A 19,422-nucleotide genomic window follows, 5' to 3' on the forward strand; every position below is an offset into this window, starting at 1 on the left:
ACTCAGATCGGCCAGGTGTCGCCGGGCGTGCGGGGGTCGTCGGGCAGCAGTCCGGCGACCCACACGTCGCGCGGGGTGCCGCGCTGCAACAGTCCGTGTCGCGCGACACCTTCGAACCGGAATCCGGCATGCCGGGCAACCGACGCCGACGACACGTTGCCGACGAACGCGCGCCATGCGATCCGCCATACGCCCATACCTTCAGAGCTGAATGCGAAGTCGCACGCGAGCCGCACCGCAGCGGTCGCCAGGCCCTGCTGCCGCGCGTCGGGCGCCACCCAGTATCCGATCTCGGGTTCTGCGTCTCCACGCGCAACGAAACCGACCATGCCGCGCAGGGGCCCGTGGTCGCTCGTGCGGATAGCCCAATCCGGAAAGCCGCGTTCCCATTTCGCTGGAACGATATCGCCGACGAATCGAACGGCGTCGGCCCGTTCGTATGGAGCAGGCACGGTCGTCCATTCCGTGATCGCCGCGTCCCGACAGGCCTCGGTGATGGTGTCGATGTCTGCGGGCCGGGGCGGCGACAGGGTCACCCTGCCGTCGGTGAGCGTCCGAGGTTCCATGTCAGCCCGAGGTTCCATGTCAGCCCGCGGTTCCATGTCAACGCAGCTCCGGTGGAAGATCCTTACTTTCGAGCACCATGCGTCGCTCGTCGGTGGCGTTGACCTCGTCCACGAGCTTCAGCTTGTTCGCGAGCAGCTTCCATTCGGCATTGTCGATCGAGCCCGCGGCTTCGGCCAGAACCTTCGTGTCGCGGGTGCCCCATGCGAGCGGCATGGGGCTGGCCATCTGCCAGGCATCCGTCTTGTTCTTCGTCGTGCGGTCGGACAGCACGGCTACCGACGGCACCTGTTCGCCGACGCGTGCGCGGTGCCCGGGGATCGCCAGGACGTCGCGGGTAACCAGCGCGTAGTGGCGAGCGTCTGCCTCCGGCTTCGCGATATCGATGAGGGCGAGCAGCGTCATGCCGCGGGCACGTGTGGCTGCGACGACCGCCGGGACCAGCGGGCTGTCGTGGTAGAGCTCCTCGATGGTGCCGATCTTGCGCGGTGCCCAGAGCGCCACCCACAGTGATGTGAGTGTTGCGACGACCAGCACTGCGCCCACCACGTACGACCACGGCTTGCCGAGGTAGATCAGCCACGCCGCGGCAGCGGCACACAACACCGCGACGATCACACCGGAGCGCCGCAGGCTGCGGACCTCGGCAAGCGTCTGGTTCACGCTCTTGGCATGGGGCAGGTCGACGGGGAACTCGAATCGGCGCACACCCACAGCTTATGGGACGAGCTCGGCCACATACTCGAGCACAATGCACACAACGGGACTATCGCACTCAAGCGTGACCGGCCCCGGTGACGCACCCCACACTCGTTGTAGTTGATGTCACAACCGGATGGATTCACGGTTACCACTTCCAGCATCTCGCCCGGCCGTACAAACGGGGCGCAGGTGGCATGTGCCGACCGCATCCGGACTCGAGAAAGTGAGTGCGCTCGATGCTGGTAGGTCTCGGCTTCCTCATGGTCGCCGTCTTCATGTATCTCGTTCTGTCGAAGCGGGCGACTCCCGTAGTGGGCCTGATCCTCGTCCCCGTGGCGTTCGGGCTCATCGCCGGCGCCGGTACCGACATCGGCGACATGATCGTCGGCGGTGTCGAATCCCTCGCTCCGACCGCGGCGTTGTTGTTCTTCGCGATCATCTTCTTCGGGATCATGATCGACGTCGGCCTGTTCGATCCGCTCGTTCGCCTCATCCTGAGGCTGGTGCGCAACGATCCAGCGCGACTTGTCGTGGGTACCGCGGTGCTCGCGATGGTGGTTTCGCTCGACGGTGACGGTTCGACGACGTTCATCATCACCACGTCTGCGATGCTTCCCCTGTACATGAAACTGAAGGTGAGCCCCGTTGTGCTCACTGTGGTTGCAGGACTGGCGAACGCGACGATGAACATCATCCCGTGGGGAGGCCCGACGGTCCGTGCCGCGAGCGCGTTGGGTCTATCGCCGTCGGATGTGTTCGTGCCCATGATCCCGTCGCTCGTGGTGGGTCTGGTCGTCGTGCTGGGCTTCGCATTCCATCTCGGAATCATGGAGCGGCGAAGGATCGGCACCCTCGTCCTCACCTCCGAGCGGATTCCGGCCCGTGTCGGCTCGGGTGGTACGGGCGGCTCTACCGGAACGGGTGATGACAACGACGAGTCCGGTGGCACAGACGGATTCGTGGGCGGGCTCGACCCGGACCGTCCCACCCTTCGTCCACGGTTGTTGTGGTTCAACGCGGCCTTGACTATCGCATTGCTGGTGGTCCTCGGACTGGACATCCTGCCTATCCCGGTTCTGTTCATGATCGCCGCAGGCATTGCGCTGGCCGTGAATTTCCCCCGGATCGCCGATCAGTCCGCAGCAATTGTGCGTCACTCGTCGAGCATCGTGTCGGTGGTCGCCATGGTGTTCGCCGCCGCCGTCCTGACCGGCGTGTTCCAGGGCACCGGAATGGTCGAGGCGATGGCGCTGTGGCTGACAGGAGTGATCCCCGATTCGCTCGGGCCGTTCCTCGCCGTGATCACCGGTGTGTTGAGCATTCCGATGACCTTCTTCATGACCAACGACGCGTTCTACTTCGGGGTGCTGCCCGTTCTCGCCGAGACCGCGGCACAGTACGGGATCGAGCCTGTCGAGATGGCGCGCGCATCGATCACCGGCCAACCCGTCCACATGCAGAGCCCGCTGGTTCCCGCGATCCTGCTCCTCGTCACCCTCGCCGGTGTGCAGCTCGCCGACCACCACAAGAAGGTGTTGTGGCGGGCGGTGCTGGTGTCGCTCGCGATGCTCGTGACCGCGGTGCTCATCGGGCAGATTCCGTTCGGCTGAGTGCGGTCGCGGTCCACACTGGGCATGTGTGTGGAAGAGCTGAGATGTCGACCGATGCGGGGACGCCGTGAAACTCCGCACGCAGGTGTTGCTGCTGCAGTCCGCGGTCGTGGCGGTCACGCTCGGTATCGGCTTCGCAGTGTTCGCCACGACCACGGAGACCAGGGTTACCGACGAACACGGGCAGCGTGCGCTGGCCATCGCGAGGGCCGTCGCTGCTGACGAGACCGTGCGCAGTGAGGTGGCCCGGCTCGCGGCGGAAGACGACGGGGTGGTCGGGCCCGGCAATCCGGAACTGGCGGACGGGGAACTGCAGGCGGCCGCCGAATCCGTACGGGCCGCGACCGGGGCACTGTTCGTCGTGATCACCGACGAGAAGGGATTGCGGCTCGCACACCCGGACCCGCGGTTGCTCGGCCTGCGGGTCAGCACGGATCCGGCCGAGGCTCTGGCCGGACGCGAGGTGGTGGTGAGCGAGTCCGGAACACTCGGGCAGTCCGTCCGCGCGAAGGTGCCCGTGACGGGCCCCGCGTCGGACAGTGTTGCCGGAGAGTCCGTTGTTGTCGGAGAGGTGAGCGTCGGGATCTCTACCGACCGGGTTCATTCCGACCTGCGAAGCGACCTCGGCTATGCGGCCCTGATTGCGCTCGGGGCGTTGGCGTTCGGGACCGCCGGGTCGATACTGCTGGCGAACCGGTGGAAAACACTCACGCTCGGTCTCGAACCCGATCAGCTCGCGGAGCTCGTCCGCGAGCAGGAGGTGGTGCTGCACGGAATCTCTGATGGTGTGGTCGCCACGGACGCGAGCGGCACCGTCACCGTGGTCAACTCAGAAGCGCGCCGACTGCTGAACCTGCACGGCGGCGCAGGCGATCCGATCGACGAGATCGGGATCAGTCCGCGTCTGCTGGACATCCTGCACGATGCGCAGAGCATGCCGGTCGCGGCGACCGCAGGAGACCGGGTTGTCGTCGCGGTCGCGCGGCGGGTGGTACGTGATCGAAAGAATCTCGGCACGGTGATGTCGGTGCGCGACCGCACCGACATCGAGAACCTCACACGTGAACTCGGGGCCGTCCAGTCGCTCACCACGGCATTGCGTGCGCAGCGGCACGAGTTCGCCAATCGGCTCCACTTGTTGAACGGGCTTCTGCAGCGGGGACGCACGACGCAGGCCGCCGACTTCATCGAGCAGATCATCGGGTCGGGACCTCTGGGGCAGCAGCTCGAGGGTATCGGCACCGTGGCCGACCCGTATCTGCACGCGTTCCTCACCGCGAAGGCGTCCCATGCGCGTGAGAGTGGCGTCCGCCTGGTTCTGGGGGAGAACACGTGGGTGCACGGCGCGTTGCGCGTCCCTGTCGATGTGACAACCGTTCTCGGGAACCTGCTCGACAATGGGATCGAGGCGGCCAAGGAGAGCGGTCATCGCCCGGCGGAAGTGGAAATCGAGCTCGTCGAGGACGGCGCGGATCTGCACATTACCGTCGCCGATACCGGGAGCGGCGTTGCGGCCGAGCTTTCCGACGTCTTCGTGGAGGGTGCCACCACCCACATCGACAGCGGGGTACCGGGTGGACGTGGGATGGGACTGGCCTTGGCGCGGCAGATCGCACGCGACCACGGGGGAGATGTGCGCCTGGTCGATCGCGGCGGACATCGAAGCCCGGACAACCCGACCGGTGGTGCAGTGTTCCTCGCAACTCTCGCCGGAGTTCTCGACGAAGGAGACACGCGGTGGGCGGATCAGATCTGACGGTGCTCGTCGTCGACGACGACTTCCGCGTCGCCGAACTACACGCGCAGGTGGTGTCGGGCGTCGCCGGCTTCACGGTCGTGAACACGGTGGGCAGTGTCGCTGCGGCGCGGGACGCGGTCCGGCGCACCCCGGTCGACCTGGCGCTGATGGACGTGTATCTCCCCGACGGGTCGGGGGTCGACCTGATCCGCGAACTGGACTGCGACAGTTTCGTCCTCGGCGCTGCCGGTGAAGGCATCACGGTACGGCAGGCAATGACTGCCGGGGCGCTGGTCTACCTCGTCAAACCGTTCTCCAATACCGAACTGGCACGCAGACTCGCCGCATACGCGCAGTACCGACGCATCGTCTCGTCGGCGGAACTCACCCAAACCGAGATCGACACGGCACTCGCTGCGCTGCGTCCCGTGCTGCCGACCTCCACCTCCGCCGCGCCGCACGCGCGTTCGGTTACCAAAGATCTTGTGATGAACGCGCTTCGGGAATCGTCGCAACCACTGTCGGCCGGTGAGGTCGCGATGGCAACGGGGATGTCGCGCGCGACCGCTCAGCGCTACCTGGCAGCCCTCGTTGCGAAAGGGCAACTGCGGATGCAGCTGAGATACGGCAGCACCGGACGACCCGAGCAGGAATATCGACTCGTCCGGGCCAGTGGGCTCTGACAGAGACCCAGATTCAACCTCGTTCGAGTTGTGCGACAACCAGATGCAGTGCGGCTGTGGTGGTGAGGGTTCGGACTCGTTCGCGGTCCCCGGGGAAGCGGCGGGTGATGGCGTATGTCGGCCGTCCGTCGATCGCGACGCCGAAGCAGACTGTGCCCACCGGCTTGGCTTCGGTGCCACCGCCGGGGCCGGCGATCCCGGTGGTAGAGACCGCGACGTCGGCCCCGAGACGGGATCTGGCGCCCTCGGCCATGGCTGCGGCGACTTGTTCGCTCACCGCACCGTGCGCGGCGATCATCTCGGCCGGTACGTCGAGCAGATCGGACTTCGCGTCGTTGGAGTACGAGACGACGCCGCCCACGACATAGGACGACGACCCGGGGCGGTCGGTGAGACGCGCAGCGATGAGCCCGCCCGTGCACGACTCCGCAGTCGCGATCAGCCGGCCCGCGAGGGCGTCGATCAGCTGGTCTTCGATGGTGGAGCCGTCGGTCGAGAAGATCTGGCGTCCATGATGTTCGGCGAGAACGTCGAGAAGACGGCGATAGAGGTCCGCGTCGCCGGAGGCGAATCGGGTCACCATGTCGAGTTCACCGTCTCGAAGACACGTGGTGATCTCGAGTCGATCGAGGTCGGGGATCTCTGCTTCGGCTCGGCGCAGTGTCTCGGCGAGTTGTGCCTCGTGCAATCCGTAGGCGCGCACGGTTTCCTGCTGCAGGTCGTCGGCTCGGGTCAGCACCTCGGCGACCGCTGGTGAGGTGATCGCGCTGGGCCACATCGCCTGTAGTTCTCCGGGAGGACCGGGGAGGATGACGATGGTCGGGACCGGCCGGTCACCGGCTACTGCGGGGATTACTACGCCCGGTGCTGTGCCGGTCGGCGGTAGGGCGGTGGCACCGGTCGGGATCTGCGCCTGCTTGCGGATCCCGATACGCGTCGGCCCTGCGTCGAGGTCGGGGGTGTGCGGGCGGTGGTGGCGGATGATGCCCGCGATGTGTTCTTCGAGTTCGGGGTCGAGCCGTAGCTCGCGAGTGCAGAACTCGGCGACGGTAGCGACGGTGAGGTCGTCGGCGGTGGGGCCGAGACCACCGCTGGTGACGATGAGGTCGACGCCCTGATCAGCGAGGAAGCGTAGTTGTGCGATCAGGTCGGTGGGTCGGTCGCCGCAGATCGTGATGTGGGCGACGTCGACGCCGAGTATCAGGAGCTGGTGGGACAGCCACGGCCCGTTCTGGTCGGTGATCCTGCCCGTGAGTATCTCGGTCCCGGTCACGACGATTCCTGCACGCATGCTCACGGCGTCGAGCCTAGGACGTCTTCGAGCGCGACGAGGTCCCGCCACCCCTTCTTGGCGGCCGCCACGATTACGGACGCCCTGCGGCGACGGCCGTGGCCGTCTCCTTCCAGGACATCAGCTCAGCCGATCTGAGGTCCCAGCAGGTCGTCGGCGTCGGTGATCCGGTATGCGTAGCCCTGTTCGGCAAGGAATCGCTGACGGTGCGCGGCGTACTCGGCGTCGAGGGTGTCGCGTGAGACGACCGAGTAGAAGTGTGCCTGCCCGCCGTCCTGCTTCGGGCGCAGGAGCCTCCCGAGCCGCTGGGCCTCTTCCTGCCGCGACCCGAACGTACCCGACACCTGCACCGCCACCGACGCCTCCGGCAGGTCGATCGAGAAGTTCGCGACCTTCGACACGACGAGCACATCGACCTCGCCGTTGCGGAAGCGATCGAACAACAACTCGCGTTCCTTGCTGCGCGTCGAACCCTTGATCACCGGAGCATCGAGCGCCTCACCGAGCTCGTCGAGCTGATCGAGATAGGCGCCGATGACGAGTGTCGGCGAGTTCGGGTGGCGGGCGAGGATCGACTTGACCACCGCGTTCTTGGTGCGTGCCGTCGAGCACAGCTTGTAGCGCTCTTCCGGTTCGGCCACCGCGTACGCCATGCGTTCGGCATCGGTGAGCGTGACACGCACCTCCACGCAGTCGGCCGGGGCGATCCAGCCCTGCGCTTCGATGTCCTTCCACGGCGCGTCGTATCGCTTGGGTCCGATGAGGGAGAACACGTCGCCTTCGCGTCCGTCCTCACGCACGAGCGTGGCGGTCAGTCCGAGGCGTCGCCGCGACTGCAGATCCGCCGTCATCCGGAATACGGGTGCCGGGAGCAGGTGCACCTCGTCGTAGATCATCAGTCCCCAGTCGCGGGAATCGAACAGCTCGAGGTGGCGGTACTCGCCCTTCGTCTTGCGGGTGACCACCTGGTAGGTGGCGATGGTCACCGGGCGGATCTCCTTCTTCTCACCCGAGTACTCGCCGATCTCCTCCTCGGTGAGGGAGGTGCGTGCGATCAACTCGCGTTTCCACTGCCGACCCGCGACGGTGTTCGTCACGAGGATCAGTGTGGTGGCACCGGCCTTCGCCATGGCGGCCGCGCCCACCATCGTCTTGCCTGCACCGCAGGGCAGCACGACGACACCGGACCCGCCGTCCCAGAAGGAATCCGCGGCCATCTCCTGGTAGTCGCGCAGATGCCACGGATGTGTCTCGAAGTCGAGGTCGATGGTGTGCGCCTCGCCGTCGACGTACCCGGCGAGATCCTCCGCCGGCCAACCCACCTTGAGCAGCATCTGCTTGAGGCGACCGCGTTCGCTGGGGTGCACGAGCACCGTGTCGTCGTCGATGCGCGCGCCGAGCATCGGCGCGATCTTCTTGTTGCGCATGATCTCGATCAGCACCGCGTTGTCGAAGCTGACGAGTGTCAGTCCGTGGGCGGGATTCTTCACGAGCTGGAGGCGGCCGTACCGGCCCATGGTGTCGACGATGTCGACGAGCAGCGGCTGCGGCACAGCGAAGCGTGAGTATGTGACGAGCGCGTCGACGACTTGTTCGGCGTCATGGCCTGCTGCGCGTGCGTTCCACAGTGCCAGCGGAGTGACCCGGTAGGTGTGGACGTGCTCGGGTGCCCGCTCGAGTTCCGCGAAGGGAGCGATGGCCTGCCGGGCTGCGTTCGCCAATTCGTGGTCGACCTCGAGCAGCACGGTCTTGTCTGACTGGACGATCAACGGTCCGTCGGCCACGAAGCCTCCTGGTGAGAGAAAAGTAGAACTCCTCCATTGTCCAGATGCGGAGGGCGGCGCGCCACCTGCGCGCCGCCCATGCGTCCGGACATCACCAGTTCCGACCCGTAGCGGTGTCGATCCACCGCGGGGTCAGCTCGTCAGCGATCGGCGCACCTCCATCACGCACACGAGCGCCTCCGAAATCCCGGATCGGTATCCGGCTTCCTTTTCCGACGAGACCGTCACGGAATCCAATTCCCCTTCGAGTCTTTCCTGAATTCTGTCCAGGGCGTGTAGCGTCCGTTTCATTCGGTCACCGTTTTTCTCATCTCATGCCGGTGTTCTGATCGCTCCGGCTCGTTCGTCGAGGACGAACACTCGTGCGCGGGCCAGGGCTGCTCGATATCCGTTGCTTCGCGCCTCGCTGCCGACCGAATGAATCGGCAGGTCGCGGATCGTTTCGTACAGTGCTTCGAGCACTGCAGTTTCGGTATTCATGGCGTTCGCCGGTCTCAGCTCCGCTTCCGCTTGCGGATGAATTCTCCGGTATCCGCTGCCTTCTGGCGCTTTTCTTCCCGGCGTTCTTTCATGGACTGCGCGGGTTTCTTGAGTGTTTTTCCCTTGTCGGCCATTGTCGCTCCTCTTTTCGAAGTGGCAATTACTCAACGAGCCACACCATACGTCAAATTCCAAGAAAAGCCAGTTTGCGAAAAGGTCTGGTTCACGCATCGCATTTCCGCGGCTCGCGGTGATCTCAGTGGGGGAGCGGCGGCCCGGAGAAGTTTCGTCGTCGGTGCGACAAGGAGCACGGAAAATGTCCTGAACCGGCCGGATGTCCGGACGCGCCTATGCTGTGCGCCGTGGACGCCGAGAGCAGTGTGGAACCGGTAGCGGACGTGATCGTGGTCGGCAGCGGATTCGGGGGCGCGGTCGCTGCCCTGCGGCTGGCCGAACAGGGACGTCGGGTGCTGGTGCTCGAACAGGGGCGGCGGCATTCTCGCGCGGATTTCGAGGCCGCGCGCCGCGACCCGCGCCGATACCTGTGGTTGCCCGAACTGGGTTTGCGTGGCTTCTTCTGGCAGCGGGTGTTCGCGCACGTCGGCATCATCGGTGGCTCGGGTGTGGGCGGCGGCAGCATCGTCTGGGCCGGTGTGCTTCTCGAGCCTGAAGAGGAATTCTTCACCGACCGGGCCTGGCCGAATTCCGAGAAGGGCTGGCGTGCAGAGCTTGCAGAGCATTACGGGACTGCTGCTCGGATGCTTGGTCGGACCATTGCGCCCTTCAGCGGTCCGATGGACGAGCACCTGCGCAGCGTCTCCCGGGCCCTCGGCGTCGAGAGCACATACGGGCCGACTCCGATGGCGATCTATTTCGGGGACGAAGGCGCCACGGTACCCGACCCGTTCTTCGGTGGCGACGGGCCGGACCGCACCGGGTGCCGCCTGTGCGGTGGATGCCTGATCGGATGCCCGTACGGCAGCAAGAACACCCTCGATCTGAACTATCTCTGGCTTGCAGAGCAGCGCGGCGCCGAGATCCGGGTAGAGCAGCACGTCACGTCGGTGATCGCACTCGCCGGCGGTGACTACGAGGTTCGGCTCGGCAGCGGCGAACGACTGCGCGCGCCCGAAGTGGTACTGGCCGCAGGGGTGCTCGGCACCGTGGAGTTGCTGTTCCGGTCCCGTACGAACGGTGGGCTTCCTCGCGTATCCGACCGGCTCGGCGACCACGTGCGCACCAACTCGGAGGCGATCACCGCGGTCCTTGCCGACGACGTCGACGTCGATCTGACTCGCGGGCCCACCATTTCGAGCGAGTTCTATCCCGATGACAGCACCCATGTCACCCAGAATCGGTACGTCGGCGGATGGCATATGCGGTTCCAGGTCGGGCCGCTTGTCGACGGTGCCGATCCTCGCCTGCGCCGCCGGTCCGCCGCGGCGGCGCTCCTGCGGAATCCGGCTCGTCAGATCCGAACCATGTTCGCGCGCAACTTCATCGAACGACTCAGTGTGTTCACGGTGATGCAGAATGTGGAAAGTGAAATCCGACTGGACTACGCGCGGTCGCCGATCCGGCCGTGGCGCAAGGTACTGCGGTCACGTGCTGTCGCGGGCCGCCGAGCGCCGAGCTATCTTCCGCAGGCCAACGCGGTTGCCCGCGCCTTCGCCGAGTCGATCGGCGGACGGCCCCTCAATTTGCTGCTCGAGAGCATCGGTGGAAAGTCCATCACCGCCCACATTCTCGGTGGCGCTGCGATCGGATCCGACGCCGACCACGGCGTCATCGACACCGACCACCAGGTGTTCGGGCATCCGGGCCTGTACGTGGTGGACGGCTCCGCCATTCCTGCGAACGTCGGGGTGAACCCGAGCCTCACGATCACCGCCATGGCAGAACGCTTTGCCGCACGATATGCGGCGCGAACAGAAAGTAGGACGACGACGTGAGCACAGGGGACTCGGCCGCACTGCAGGGCCTGGCCGGCACGATGCGGGGACTGCGCGACACATTCAGGTCGTTGACGCAGTCGGGCGAGGGTGCTGAGTATACGACGGACACGCCGATGTCGCCTGGAACCTACCGCGCCGTTTTCGTCGGACCTGCTCTGCTGAGGATTGCGGCTCCGCGCGCGATTGCGGTCGCCGGAATGCCACATTGGTACGGCAAGCGTGTCCACGCCGACGGCACCGCGGCGAACCTGCTCGGCCGCGACAATGGGACGCCGCGCGAGCACCTGCCGATCGCTGTCGCGCTCGAACAGTCTTGGCTCGACGGACGGCCCGCGGTGACGGTGTCCTACGGTGCAGACGCGCCGATTCCATGGCGGTGGGTGCGCGACGAGTTCCGTGCGCTCGACGAACGGACGTGGCTCGGCCTGACATTCGTAGGGGGGTCGTGGTCGAGGAGGGCGGCCTCGCCGTTCGTACTCGTGCGTGACGACGATCGACCCTGAGCGGACCGTCGCCGTGTCAATCGACCAGCGCGACCGACGCGACACGGTGCAGCACGAAACTGCGCACCGAGCCGGTCGCGGGGTCGAAGGCTTCGAGCTGCCCGCCCGCAATGCTGACCGGGTCCACGATGCGACGGGTTGCGGTGCCCTGTGCGTCGACGTATCCGAGGGTCACACTGCGCTTGGCATGGACCGCCAGTTGCAGCAGCGCCATCGTTGCCGCACCACCCGTACGGCTGCCGTCTCCGCGCACCGGTGTACTCGCCGGGGCGGACGCGGCGCGGTCGCCGGCGCGCAGCGTGCGTACCAGCGTTTCGAGCTGTTCGTCGTTGGGCGGAAGCGGTCCGGCGTAGCGGGGACGCGACCGCGGCACCACCAGCCGTGCGCCGCGCGGGCGCAGATCCAGCACCGCGCCCGATGCGTCCTCGCCTGCCGGAGCGAAGCCTACTTGCCTCAGTGAGGTGAGTACCTCGGCGAGGGGCGCCTGCGAGATGGCGACCGTCGGTGCGACCGCACGCAACGCCAGCGTCGCGGCGACCGGTGTCGCGAGCACCTCTGCGAGCAGCGCCGGATCGTCGGAGCGTACGAACGACGACGCGATGCCTGCGCGCAACCGGCCGTGGCGCCGTGCCACGTCGTCGATCAGGTAGGTCAGCGACTGAGGGACGGGTGTGCGCGAGTGGGCCGAGAACAGGGCGTGCAGCTCACCTGCACCGAGGCCCGCGTCGAGCGCGCGGCGCACGGTGCCCTCACTGATCCGGTAGACGGTGGCGGCGCCTGCGGATTCGACGTCGGCGACGAGCGCGACCTTCCCGGCCAGTTCCGGGACGAGAGGACCGGGGGCGACGACGGTGAGGTCGGCCTGGACGAGGACGTGGTCGACGGGTTCGGGGAGCGTGTTCGCCATCTCTGTTTCGGCGTCGCCACCGTGCAGCAGGGCCTTGCCGGGTGAGCCGAGATTGTCGTGGGCGACCAACGCGAGTGCGGTGGCTTCGCGGATCGTCTCGGTCACCGTCTCGTGGCCGAAGTGGCCTGCGGATCGAGGCCGGCGCCAGGCCACGACGGCCTGCACTTCGGCCGGGGACGGCGCAATGTGGTCGGCGAGTACTTCGAGGAGGAGCCTGCGGTCGTAGGCCGCGGTCGGGGAGTTCACCTCGTCGGACAACGCCGCGATCGGCTTGTCGTTCTGGTCGCGACGTCCGATCAGCCAGGGACGCCGCGGCGCGTCCAGCCACGCACCGGCGAGAACCGCCCAGCGGTGCGCGGTGTTCGCGGTGAGCCATCCGTCGGCCGAGGTGGTGGGAGCCCAATAGTCGTCGATGTCGCCGGGCGGAGCGGGATCGGGGTTTCCGCGTGCGATGAGTCCTGCCGCTGCGAGTACCTCGACGAGCAATGCGGTGTGGTCGTCGGTGAGATCGAGCGACTTCGCGAGCCGGTGGAGCTCGCGGACTCCCAGACCACCGGAGCGCAGTGCCGGGGCGGGCTGGCGGCCCAGCGCGGTGATCAGGTCTTCGCAGTGGCGCAGTAGTTCCAATGCGGCGCCTGCGGCGGTGCTGTTCGTATCGGGAGCGGTCTTGGTGCTCGCCTTGAAGCCCGGGGGAGTCAGGGATGCCGGATCGAACGGTGCTTCGCCGCGCAATGCCTGCCCGACCCGGTGGGGAAGTTCGACCGTCTCGTCGTCGATGCGGGTGAGCAACCCGGATGCCAGGAGCTTCTGTACGGGTCGGTTCTCGTCGGAGCCGGGCGCGGCGTCGCGGGTGCGCCCGATGGGCGACGTCCGCGCCAGGGTGTCGAGAATGCTGCGTTGCGAGGGCTCGAGTTCGGCGAGGACCACTTCGAGCTCTTCGCGGGTGAACGCGTCCGTTTCGGGTGTGCGTCCGACCCTCCACGGCACGGCCTCGACGGCGGCTGCGACGAGACGCAGGCCGTCGGAGGTGTCCCACACCAGCAGGACGGAGCGCAGACGGTCGAGAATCCGATCGACGGACTTGGCGGTGATCCGCCCTCGCAGATCGTCGACGAGAGTTTTCCTCGGCACCCCGTCGTCGACGGCCCCGAGCCGCGCGAGTGCCTCGATGATCCCGAACTCCGCGGTGGTGAAGTCGTTCGCTGCGCGGAACACCGAAGCGCGTTGGCGTGCGCGATTCGCGAGCACGCTCATCGTCGCGGGTGGGGGCACCACCAGGTCGGGTCTCGAGCGCAGGAGAGCGACGAGTTCCGTGTCGCGGCGATCGGACAGCCACTGGGCGAGCGAGTCCGATGCGGCGTCGGGGGCGGGCGTGGCGGGTGTCATCAGATCCAGATTAGAGACCTGAGATGGCCTAAGACGAACTCACCTGCCAAAATGAGCGTCATGGCTGACAAATCGAAGAACCTCTACGTCGATCGCGGATGGCCGGAGTTGGCAGATGGCGACCATGCGGTCACCGAACTGTCGTCGACGCGTTCGGGTCCGCTCTCCCCGTACGGCGAGGACGCCGTGTTCCCCGTCCCGGCGGAGGAGCTTCCCTACACGCACCCGCGCACCGTCATCAACCGCTGAGTTCCTCGACACCGAGTCTTCCTCGGTCGTCAGGCTCCCCGACAACGAAGAACCCCGCACCGAATCCGGTGCGGGGTTCTTTGCTGGTACTGCTGAGTGTTGCCTACTGGGGCAGAACTGCGCGGACTGCGTCGAGGACGGCCGGGTCGAGCGCGATACCGGCGGACTGCAGTGCGTCGACGCCCTGTTCGAAGCCGTCGATGATGCCCTGGGCCTCGGCGGGCAGTGCCGGAACCTCGGAAAGCTGCGGGATCTGGCGGTTCTCGGTGACCGGCGCGGGGGTGGACTGAGCGGGAGCGCCGGGGGCCTCACGCTGCGTCGGGGAGCTGGACAGGCCGAGGCTCGAGGAGCAGGACGGCCATGCGCCCCAGCCCTGGCCGGCAAGGACGCGCTCGGCGACGGCGATCTGCTGGTCGCGGCTGGCCTGGTTGGCGGTGGCTGCGTATTCCTGACCGCCGTAGGCGTTCCAGGTGCTCGGCGAGAACTGCAGGCCACCGTGGTAGCCGTTGCCGGTGGCGATGGCCCAGTTTCCGCCGGACTCGCACTGTGCGAGGCGGTCCCAGTCGGAGTCGGGCGCGGCGGCGGCGGTGCCGCTGAAGGCGACACCCGTCACGCCGAGGACGGCGCCGGTCAGCGCGAACTTCGCGACAGTCCGGCCGGTGTTGGAAGGCTTGCGATGGCGTCCGCTCATGTCGGTTCCGTTTCCTCTCCGCACGCGCCTACGAGGTCAGCTGTCGGGTTCGGACTGAAGAGGTAGTCCGGCCGTTGCGCTCATCGAGCGTTCCGGCTTCACCCCGAGGCCTTTCGCGTGAGCGGCGGGCCGGGCCTCCGGGGAAGCGTCCCGGCGGGGCCGGGGTGCTTCCGAGGGAGACCGGTTGGGTCCCCCGTTTCCTGTCCCTCGTGGATCGTTTGTCGGGATAACCGGGTTTCCGCGGGACAGGAATTTGGCGCGGCGGGCCCGGGTTGGTTGGACCAGGCGGTCCGACCGATGACGACGGTAACGGTCCGGTGGACGAGTGTCACCAATTGGTAACGCACGACCGGATGGGGTTTCGAGGCTGTACTGGGGCTATTCCGGAGCGAACTCGCTGGTAGTCGCGCGAGTAGCCTCCGAAACCCGTTTCGAACCCGTGCTGTTATCAGCTCGTTATGTGATAAAGGTCACATGTACGTCGGGCGTGCATCGACGGGAACGATGTCTTTCCCGAGTGGCATCAGAGAGATCGGGATCATTTTCAGGTTCGCGATCGCGAGCGGAATGCCGATGATCGTGATGGCCATGGCGATCGCTGTCGCGATGTGTCCGAGGGCCAGCCAGATGCCGGCGATCACGATCCAGATCACATTCCCGATCATCGAGCCGGCCCCCGCAGTCGGCTTGTCGACAGTTGTCTTCCCGAACGGCCACAGCGCATAGACGCCGATACGGAACGAGGCGATACCGAACGGAATCGTGATGATGAGGATGCAGCAGATGATGCCCGCGAGGAAGTATCCGAGCGCCAGCCACAAACCGCCGAAGACCAGCCAGATGATGTTGAGAACAACCCTCATGAACCGTTACCGCCCTTCGAGCGCCGACCCGACTGCAGGGCGAACGCGATGGCCAACGCGAAGCCGAGCGGCCACGCGAGAGTGAGGAGAAACAGGACGAGACCCGGCTTGCCGTCGGTGAGGATCGGAGTCAGGAAGATCGCCACCACTGCCACGATGCCCACCGCGAAGCACACGATGGCGGCATTGAACAGACCCTTGCCGGACGCACGAACGGAATCGGAAGAAGAGTTACCCACGACGACTACGGTAGTCGCCGGCCGTCGGGGGCGGTATGTGCGCCGAGGTACACTCAACGCGTATGCGCGTCCCGCTCGGTGAGGGTTGGGGCGCGTTGTTTTGCATGTCCACATCGTGCCCTCGGGCACGGCCGTCGAGGAGCAGGTGAGCGCGGTGCCGACCGGCAAGGTGAAATGGTACGACGTCGAGAAGGGCTTCGGCTTCCTGTCTCAGGACGAAGGCGAGGACGTCTACGTCCGCGCATCGGCACTCCCGGATGGCGTCGAGAACCTCAAAGCGGGCCAGCGCGTCGAATTCGGGATGGCCGTCGGTCGTCGTGGGCCCCAGGCGCTCAAGGTCGAGTTGCTCGAGCAGCCGACGCTGCGGCAGCAGGGCGGACGACGTGAAGCACCGGCACGTGAACGACGCTCACCCGACGAACTGCACGGCATGGTCGAGGACATGATCAAGCTGCTCGAAGTTGCGATCCAGCCCGACCTGCGGCGTGGTCGCTACCCGGACCGCAAGGCCGGGCAGCGGATCTCCGAGGTCATGCGCGCCGTCGCCCGCGAGCTCGACCACTGAGACGGACGACCGCGACCCGAACGCCGAATGCCGTATCCGATTCGTTCGGATACGGCATTCGGCATCTTTCGGCCCTCGAAGCAGCGCTCTCAGAACGTCTGGACTGCCCACACGGCGTGAGCGATCGGCTCGCCGGCCTCGTCCACCACAGCGGAGGGCAGCTGAACCTCCACACCGAGCAACTGCAGCGACGGATCGCTCGGCACGGTGATCGCGCGCTGCTGCCCCGGATCGACCATGATGCCGTCGAGGAACGTCTGGCCCGTCTCGAGATCGCCGTACACCGCGATCAGACGCCACGGCGCATCGGAGATCGCCGACGGCAGCGACAACTGCAGGGGATATCCGGCGCGGACGGAGAGCTGGGTGATCGGATTCTCGACGCAGTCCTCGAGGTTGACGTTGCAGTGCTGCGTCGGAGGCACCGTGACCGAGGTGCCGTCGCCGAAGGCGGTGATCTCGGGCAGCCGCGGCTCGGCCGAGTCGACGAGCTTCCAGATCACCGCGCCGATACCCACAGCGACCACCACCAGGACTACCGCGATCAGCGCGATCGCCTTCTTCGTCCGGGCTTGCAGATTCATCGGCTCCCATTTCGTGTCGGCTGCCCGTCCGGGCGCGCTCCGCGCTCGTCGGCAGTTTCGGTGGAGGCATGCTCGGGCCTCCTGCCGCCCAGGCCGGGCAGCAACGTCTTTCCACGGTAAGTGAGCAGGGTCTGGGTGAACCCGAGTACCAGCACCACCGTCACGACCGAGAAACCGATCCACAGCTCGGTCGGAAGCAGAACTCCCATGGCGCCGCCCAGCACCCAACTCAGCTGAAGGACGGTTTCCGACCGGCCGAATCCCGATGCGATGGATTCCTCGGGGAGATCCTGCTGCAGCGATGCGTCGAGCGACACCTTCGCCAGGGCACTCGCGCAGGCAGCGATCAACGCGGCCAAGGCGGCGGCGACCACATTGTCCGTCGCCGCGACGATCGCGGCGACCACAACCACGGCGGCCGCACATCGCACGACGATCAGTGCGGGACGACCCAACGCCATCCGTGCGCCGGTCGCGTTGCCCGCGAAGTTTCCGATCGCCGCGGCAGCACCGACGAAACCGAGCATCGCGGCCTGCATGAGCGGGGACTGTTCGGTGGCGCTCTTCGCCACGAACGCGATGAACAAGGTGAGGAAGCCGGTGAGCACACGGATGGTGCCATTGCCCCACAGTCCGGTGACCACAGTGCGACCGAGTGGCTGCCGGCTCTTGCCGTTGGCGGAGATCACCTCGGTCCTGGTGTCGAGCACGTCGGTGCGCGCCTCGGGCCCGCGGTACGACAGCGTCGCGGGAACCTCACCTTCGGTGACCTCGACCCATGCCGGTATCCGCATGCTCAGGTACGCACCGAACACGGTGATCCCGGCACACAGCCACAGTGCCCCGGCAGAGTTGAACGCCCACGCCGCGGCACCGGCTATCGCGCCGAAGCCGAGTGTGCCTCCGACCAGGCCGAACACGGTGAGTCTGGAGTTGACCCGTACCAGGTCTATCTCGGGTGGCAGCACCCTCGGCGTGACCGCGGACTTGAGGACCGCGAACGATTTACTGAGCACCATCATCGCCAGCGCAGCGGGATACAACGCCCAGCTGTCGAAGTTGAAGATCAAGACGACGGCGAGGACGGTCCGCAACCCGAACGACGTCGCCAGCGCGAGCCGCCGCCCGTGCTGGAGCCGGTCCAGGAGCGGGCCGATCAACGGAGCGATGACGGCGAACGGCGCGATCGTGATGAGCAGATACAACGCGACCTTCGTCTTGTCCTCGCCGGTCGCTGCCGAGAAGAACAGGGTGTTCGCCAATGCCACCGCCATCGCGGCGTCGGCGGCGAAGTTCGCCATGGTCGCGTAGGTCAGCGCCGTCAGACCGGACTTGTCGGCGCCGTCGGCGGTCGCGGCGCGGCGGAAGGTCGCGATGCCCTTGTGGGTGAGCTCGCGGCTGCGGAACGCCGCGACCCGCGTCACGGTGAGTTTGCGGGGCATCCGCGGCGCGTGGGGCCCCCTGTTGTCACTGGACCGGCTGTTGCCACCCGACCGGTCGTCCTTCGCGTCGGAGGAATCCTTCGACGGCCCGGCGCCCTTGTTCGCAGCCGTGCGTTTGTCGGCGCCTTCAGGGCGTGGGTGCTGCGGCTCGTCTATCGGATGCAACGGTGGCAACGGTGTCCGGCGCGCAGAGACGCGGCGCGGCGGCGGATAGTTGCTGTACCCCGGATGCCGAGAGCCCGGGGCACGATCGTCCGCCCTATCGGCAGGTCGCTCTTCCGGTTCGGTCACGCTTCGATTCTTCACCACCGCGCACCCGTTGTGCAGTCGGGTCGCTCGCAGCGCGGGTCACGGTACGAAGCGAACTTCGAACAGCGTCGGCCACAACTTGCCGGTCACGAGGAAACGGTCCGTACCTGGGATGTGGGCGATCCCGTTCATGACGTCGATATTGTTCCGATCCGTCTCGGCGAGTCTGTCGAGCAGTGCCGACGCGTCGATCGTCGCGCCCACCCGGCCGGACTCGGGGTCGATCCGCACGATCTCCTCGGTCTTCCACACATTCGCGTACACGGCACCGTCGTCGGTGCATTCGAGCTCGTTCAGATTCGACACCGCACGACCGTCGCGATGCACCGTGACCCGCCCCAGTTCGGCGAAGGTGTCGCGGTCGCGGAACGTCAGCTCCGCGGAGCCGTCGCTCATCACCAGACGCTCGGGCTGGTCGCACAGGCCCCAGCCCTCACCGTCGAAGTCGACACGCCGCAGCTCTGCGAGACTGTCGCGGTCGCGGACGAACGCCACCCCGTCCTTCCATGTGAGCTGCCACACCACCCCATCGGCGACGGTGATGCCCTCGCCGAACATGTCGTCGGGAAGTGGCACCTGGGTGCGCTCGGTGAGTGTGTCGAGCGGGCGGGCCGACACCCACGACGACCCCTCGCGCCCGGTGCCCTCGAACAGGTCACCGCCGTCGAGTTCGAGACCCTGGGTGAACGCCCCCGGATCATGTGGATGCTCCGCGACGATCTCGACGCGGAGTTCGTCGGCCGGTGGCCCGGGTTCGGTGACGACGGTGTCGCTGCAGCCCGCGGTCAGGAGGGCGAGGGCGAGCGCGAAGGTGGCCGGTCGACGCTTCATGAGTCCATCTTCCCGGTGTCGACTTCTGTTTCTTCACGGTCGTCTC

General features: G+C 66.6%; 19 protein-coding genes and 1 riboswitch. Of the genes, 7 read left to right on the top strand and 12 right to left on the bottom strand.

The annotated features are described in order from the left end of the window. Window positions 1–2: 2 nt before the first annotated feature. A complete protein-coding gene (locus tag ACFWB0_RS04150) occupies window positions 3–566 on the bottom strand; it encodes a GNAT family N-acetyltransferase (RefSeq protein ID WP_378489166.1) in 564 nt (187 codons plus the stop codon). 37 nt (window positions 567–603) lie between these two features. Next, complete coding sequence (locus tag ACFWB0_RS04155) at window positions 604–1,272, bottom strand: DUF3239 domain-containing protein (RefSeq protein WP_378489167.1); 669 nt, start codon at window positions 1,270–1,272, stop codon at window positions 604–606. A gap of 230 nt (window positions 1,273–1,502) precedes the next feature. On the opposite strand from ACFWB0_RS04155, the gene ACFWB0_RS04160 reads away from it, so the two are divergent. The 3 genes from ACFWB0_RS04160 to ACFWB0_RS04170 all read left to right on the top strand — a co-directional run bounded on the left by ACFWB0_RS04160 (window position 1,503) and on the right by ACFWB0_RS04170 (window position 5,297). Next, window positions 1,503–2,876, top strand: coding sequence for a CitMHS family transporter (locus ACFWB0_RS04160; protein ID WP_378489168.1), 1,374 nt, complete (start codon window positions 1,503–1,505; stop codon window positions 2,874–2,876). Window positions 2,877–2,943: 67 nt separating this feature from the next. Then, window positions 2,944–4,632, top strand: coding sequence for an ATP-binding protein (locus ACFWB0_RS04165; protein WP_378489169.1), 1,689 nt, complete (start codon window positions 2,944–2,946; stop codon window positions 4,630–4,632). Further along, complete coding sequence (locus ACFWB0_RS04170; protein ID WP_378489170.1) at window positions 4,614–5,297, top strand: response regulator; 684 nt, start codon at window positions 4,614–4,616, stop codon at window positions 5,295–5,297. The genes ACFWB0_RS04165 and ACFWB0_RS04170 overlap by 19 nt, the downstream gene beginning before the upstream one ends. A gap of 13 nt (window positions 5,298–5,310) precedes the next feature. Here ACFWB0_RS04170 and ACFWB0_RS04175 read toward each other — a convergent pair whose 3' ends face one another. The 3 genes from ACFWB0_RS04175 to ACFWB0_RS04185 form a co-directional block, all read right to left on the bottom strand. Continuing rightward, entirely contained in the window at window positions 5,311–6,594 is a 1,284-nt protein-coding gene (locus ACFWB0_RS04175; protein WP_378489171.1) for a competence/damage-inducible protein A, read from the bottom strand. 119 nt (window positions 6,595–6,713) lie between these two features. Further along, window positions 6,714–8,372 carry a DNA repair helicase XPB gene (locus ACFWB0_RS04180; RefSeq protein ID WP_378489172.1) on the bottom strand — a complete coding sequence of 553 codons (1,659 nt, stop codon included), beginning with the start codon at window positions 8,370–8,372 and terminating at the stop codon, window positions 6,714–6,716. 312 nt (window positions 8,373–8,684) lie between these two features. Then, on the bottom strand, window positions 8,685–8,852 hold the full coding sequence (locus ACFWB0_RS04185; RefSeq protein ID WP_378489173.1) for a hypothetical protein: 168 nt from the start codon (window positions 8,850–8,852) through the stop codon (window positions 8,685–8,687). Window positions 8,853–9,214: 362 nt separating this feature from the next. On the opposite strand from ACFWB0_RS04185, the gene ACFWB0_RS04190 reads away from it, so the two are divergent. Then, the gene (locus ACFWB0_RS04190; protein ID WP_378489174.1) at window positions 9,215–10,804 is read left to right on the top strand and encodes a GMC oxidoreductase; all 1,590 of its coding nucleotides are present in this window, start codon (window positions 9,215–9,217) and stop codon (window positions 10,802–10,804) included. Next, window positions 10,801–11,310, top strand: a complete 510-nt coding sequence (locus ACFWB0_RS04195; protein WP_378489175.1) for a hypothetical protein — start codon at window positions 10,801–10,803, stop codon at window positions 11,308–11,310. Before ACFWB0_RS04190 ends, ACFWB0_RS04195 begins: the two co-directional genes overlap by 4 nt. A gap of 16 nt (window positions 11,311–11,326) precedes the next feature. Here the strand turns inward: ACFWB0_RS04195 and ACFWB0_RS04200 are convergent, their stop codons facing one another. Continuing rightward, window positions 11,327–13,603 (bottom strand): helicase-associated domain-containing protein, encoded by a 2,277-nt coding sequence (locus ACFWB0_RS04200; protein WP_378489176.1) that lies wholly within the window; start codon window positions 13,601–13,603, stop codon window positions 11,327–11,329. Between the two features lie 60 nt (window positions 13,604–13,663). Between ACFWB0_RS04200 and ACFWB0_RS04205 the strand changes: the two genes are divergently transcribed. Continuing rightward, complete coding sequence (locus tag ACFWB0_RS04205; RefSeq protein ID WP_378489177.1) at window positions 13,664–13,852, top strand: hypothetical protein; 189 nt, start codon at window positions 13,664–13,666, stop codon at window positions 13,850–13,852. 103 nt (window positions 13,853–13,955) lie between these two features. Here ACFWB0_RS04205 and ACFWB0_RS04210 read toward each other — a convergent pair whose 3' ends face one another. The 3 genes from ACFWB0_RS04210 to ACFWB0_RS04220 all read right to left on the bottom strand — a co-directional run bounded on the left by ACFWB0_RS04210 (window position 13,956) and on the right by ACFWB0_RS04220 (window position 15,645). Then, a complete protein-coding gene (locus ACFWB0_RS04210) occupies window positions 13,956–14,543 on the bottom strand; it encodes a transglycosylase family protein (protein WP_378489178.1) in 588 nt (195 codons plus the stop codon). 9 nt (window positions 14,544–14,552) lie between these two features. After that, window positions 14,553–14,796: riboswitch (cyclic di-AMP (ydaO/yuaA leader) on the bottom strand. Window positions 14,797–15,013: 217 nt separating this feature from the next. After that, window positions 15,014–15,406, bottom strand: coding sequence for a YccF domain-containing protein (locus tag ACFWB0_RS04215; RefSeq protein WP_378489179.1), 393 nt, complete (start codon window positions 15,404–15,406; stop codon window positions 15,014–15,016). Then, complete coding sequence (locus tag ACFWB0_RS04220; protein ID WP_378489180.1) at window positions 15,403–15,645, bottom strand: hypothetical protein; 243 nt, start codon at window positions 15,643–15,645, stop codon at window positions 15,403–15,405. Before ACFWB0_RS04220 ends, ACFWB0_RS04215 begins: the two co-directional genes overlap by 4 nt. A gap of 154 nt (window positions 15,646–15,799) precedes the next feature. Here ACFWB0_RS04220 and ACFWB0_RS04225 point away from each other — a divergent pair, with 154 nt between their 5' ends. Further along, the gene (locus ACFWB0_RS04225) at window positions 15,800–16,210 is read left to right on the top strand and encodes a cold-shock protein (protein WP_378489304.1); all 411 of its coding nucleotides are present in this window, start codon (window positions 15,800–15,802) and stop codon (window positions 16,208–16,210) included. Window positions 16,211–16,299: 89 nt separating this feature from the next. Here the strand turns inward: ACFWB0_RS04225 and ACFWB0_RS04230 are convergent, their stop codons facing one another. From ACFWB0_RS04230 to ACFWB0_RS04240, 3 genes are read right to left on the bottom strand one after another with little or no spacing between them, the layout of a single operon-like run. After that, on the bottom strand, window positions 16,300–16,794 hold the full coding sequence (locus ACFWB0_RS04230; RefSeq protein ID WP_378489181.1) for a DUF2771 domain-containing protein: 495 nt from the start codon (window positions 16,792–16,794) through the stop codon (window positions 16,300–16,302). Further along, a complete protein-coding gene (locus ACFWB0_RS04235; protein ID WP_378489182.1) occupies window positions 16,791–18,527 on the bottom strand; it encodes an MFS transporter in 1,737 nt (578 codons plus the stop codon). Before ACFWB0_RS04235 ends, ACFWB0_RS04230 begins: the two co-directional genes overlap by 4 nt. Before the next feature lie 57 nt (window positions 18,528–18,584). Next, window positions 18,585–19,376: a glutaminyl-peptide cyclotransferase gene (locus tag ACFWB0_RS04240; protein WP_378489183.1), complete on the bottom strand. Its 792-nt coding sequence runs from the start codon at window positions 19,374–19,376 to the stop codon at window positions 18,585–18,587. Window positions 19,377–19,422: the final 46 nt, after the last annotated feature.

The organism is Rhodococcus sp. NPDC060086, from assembly GCF_042730275.1.
GTDB lineage: Bacteria > Actinomycetota > Actinomycetes > Mycobacteriales > Mycobacteriaceae > Rhodococcus.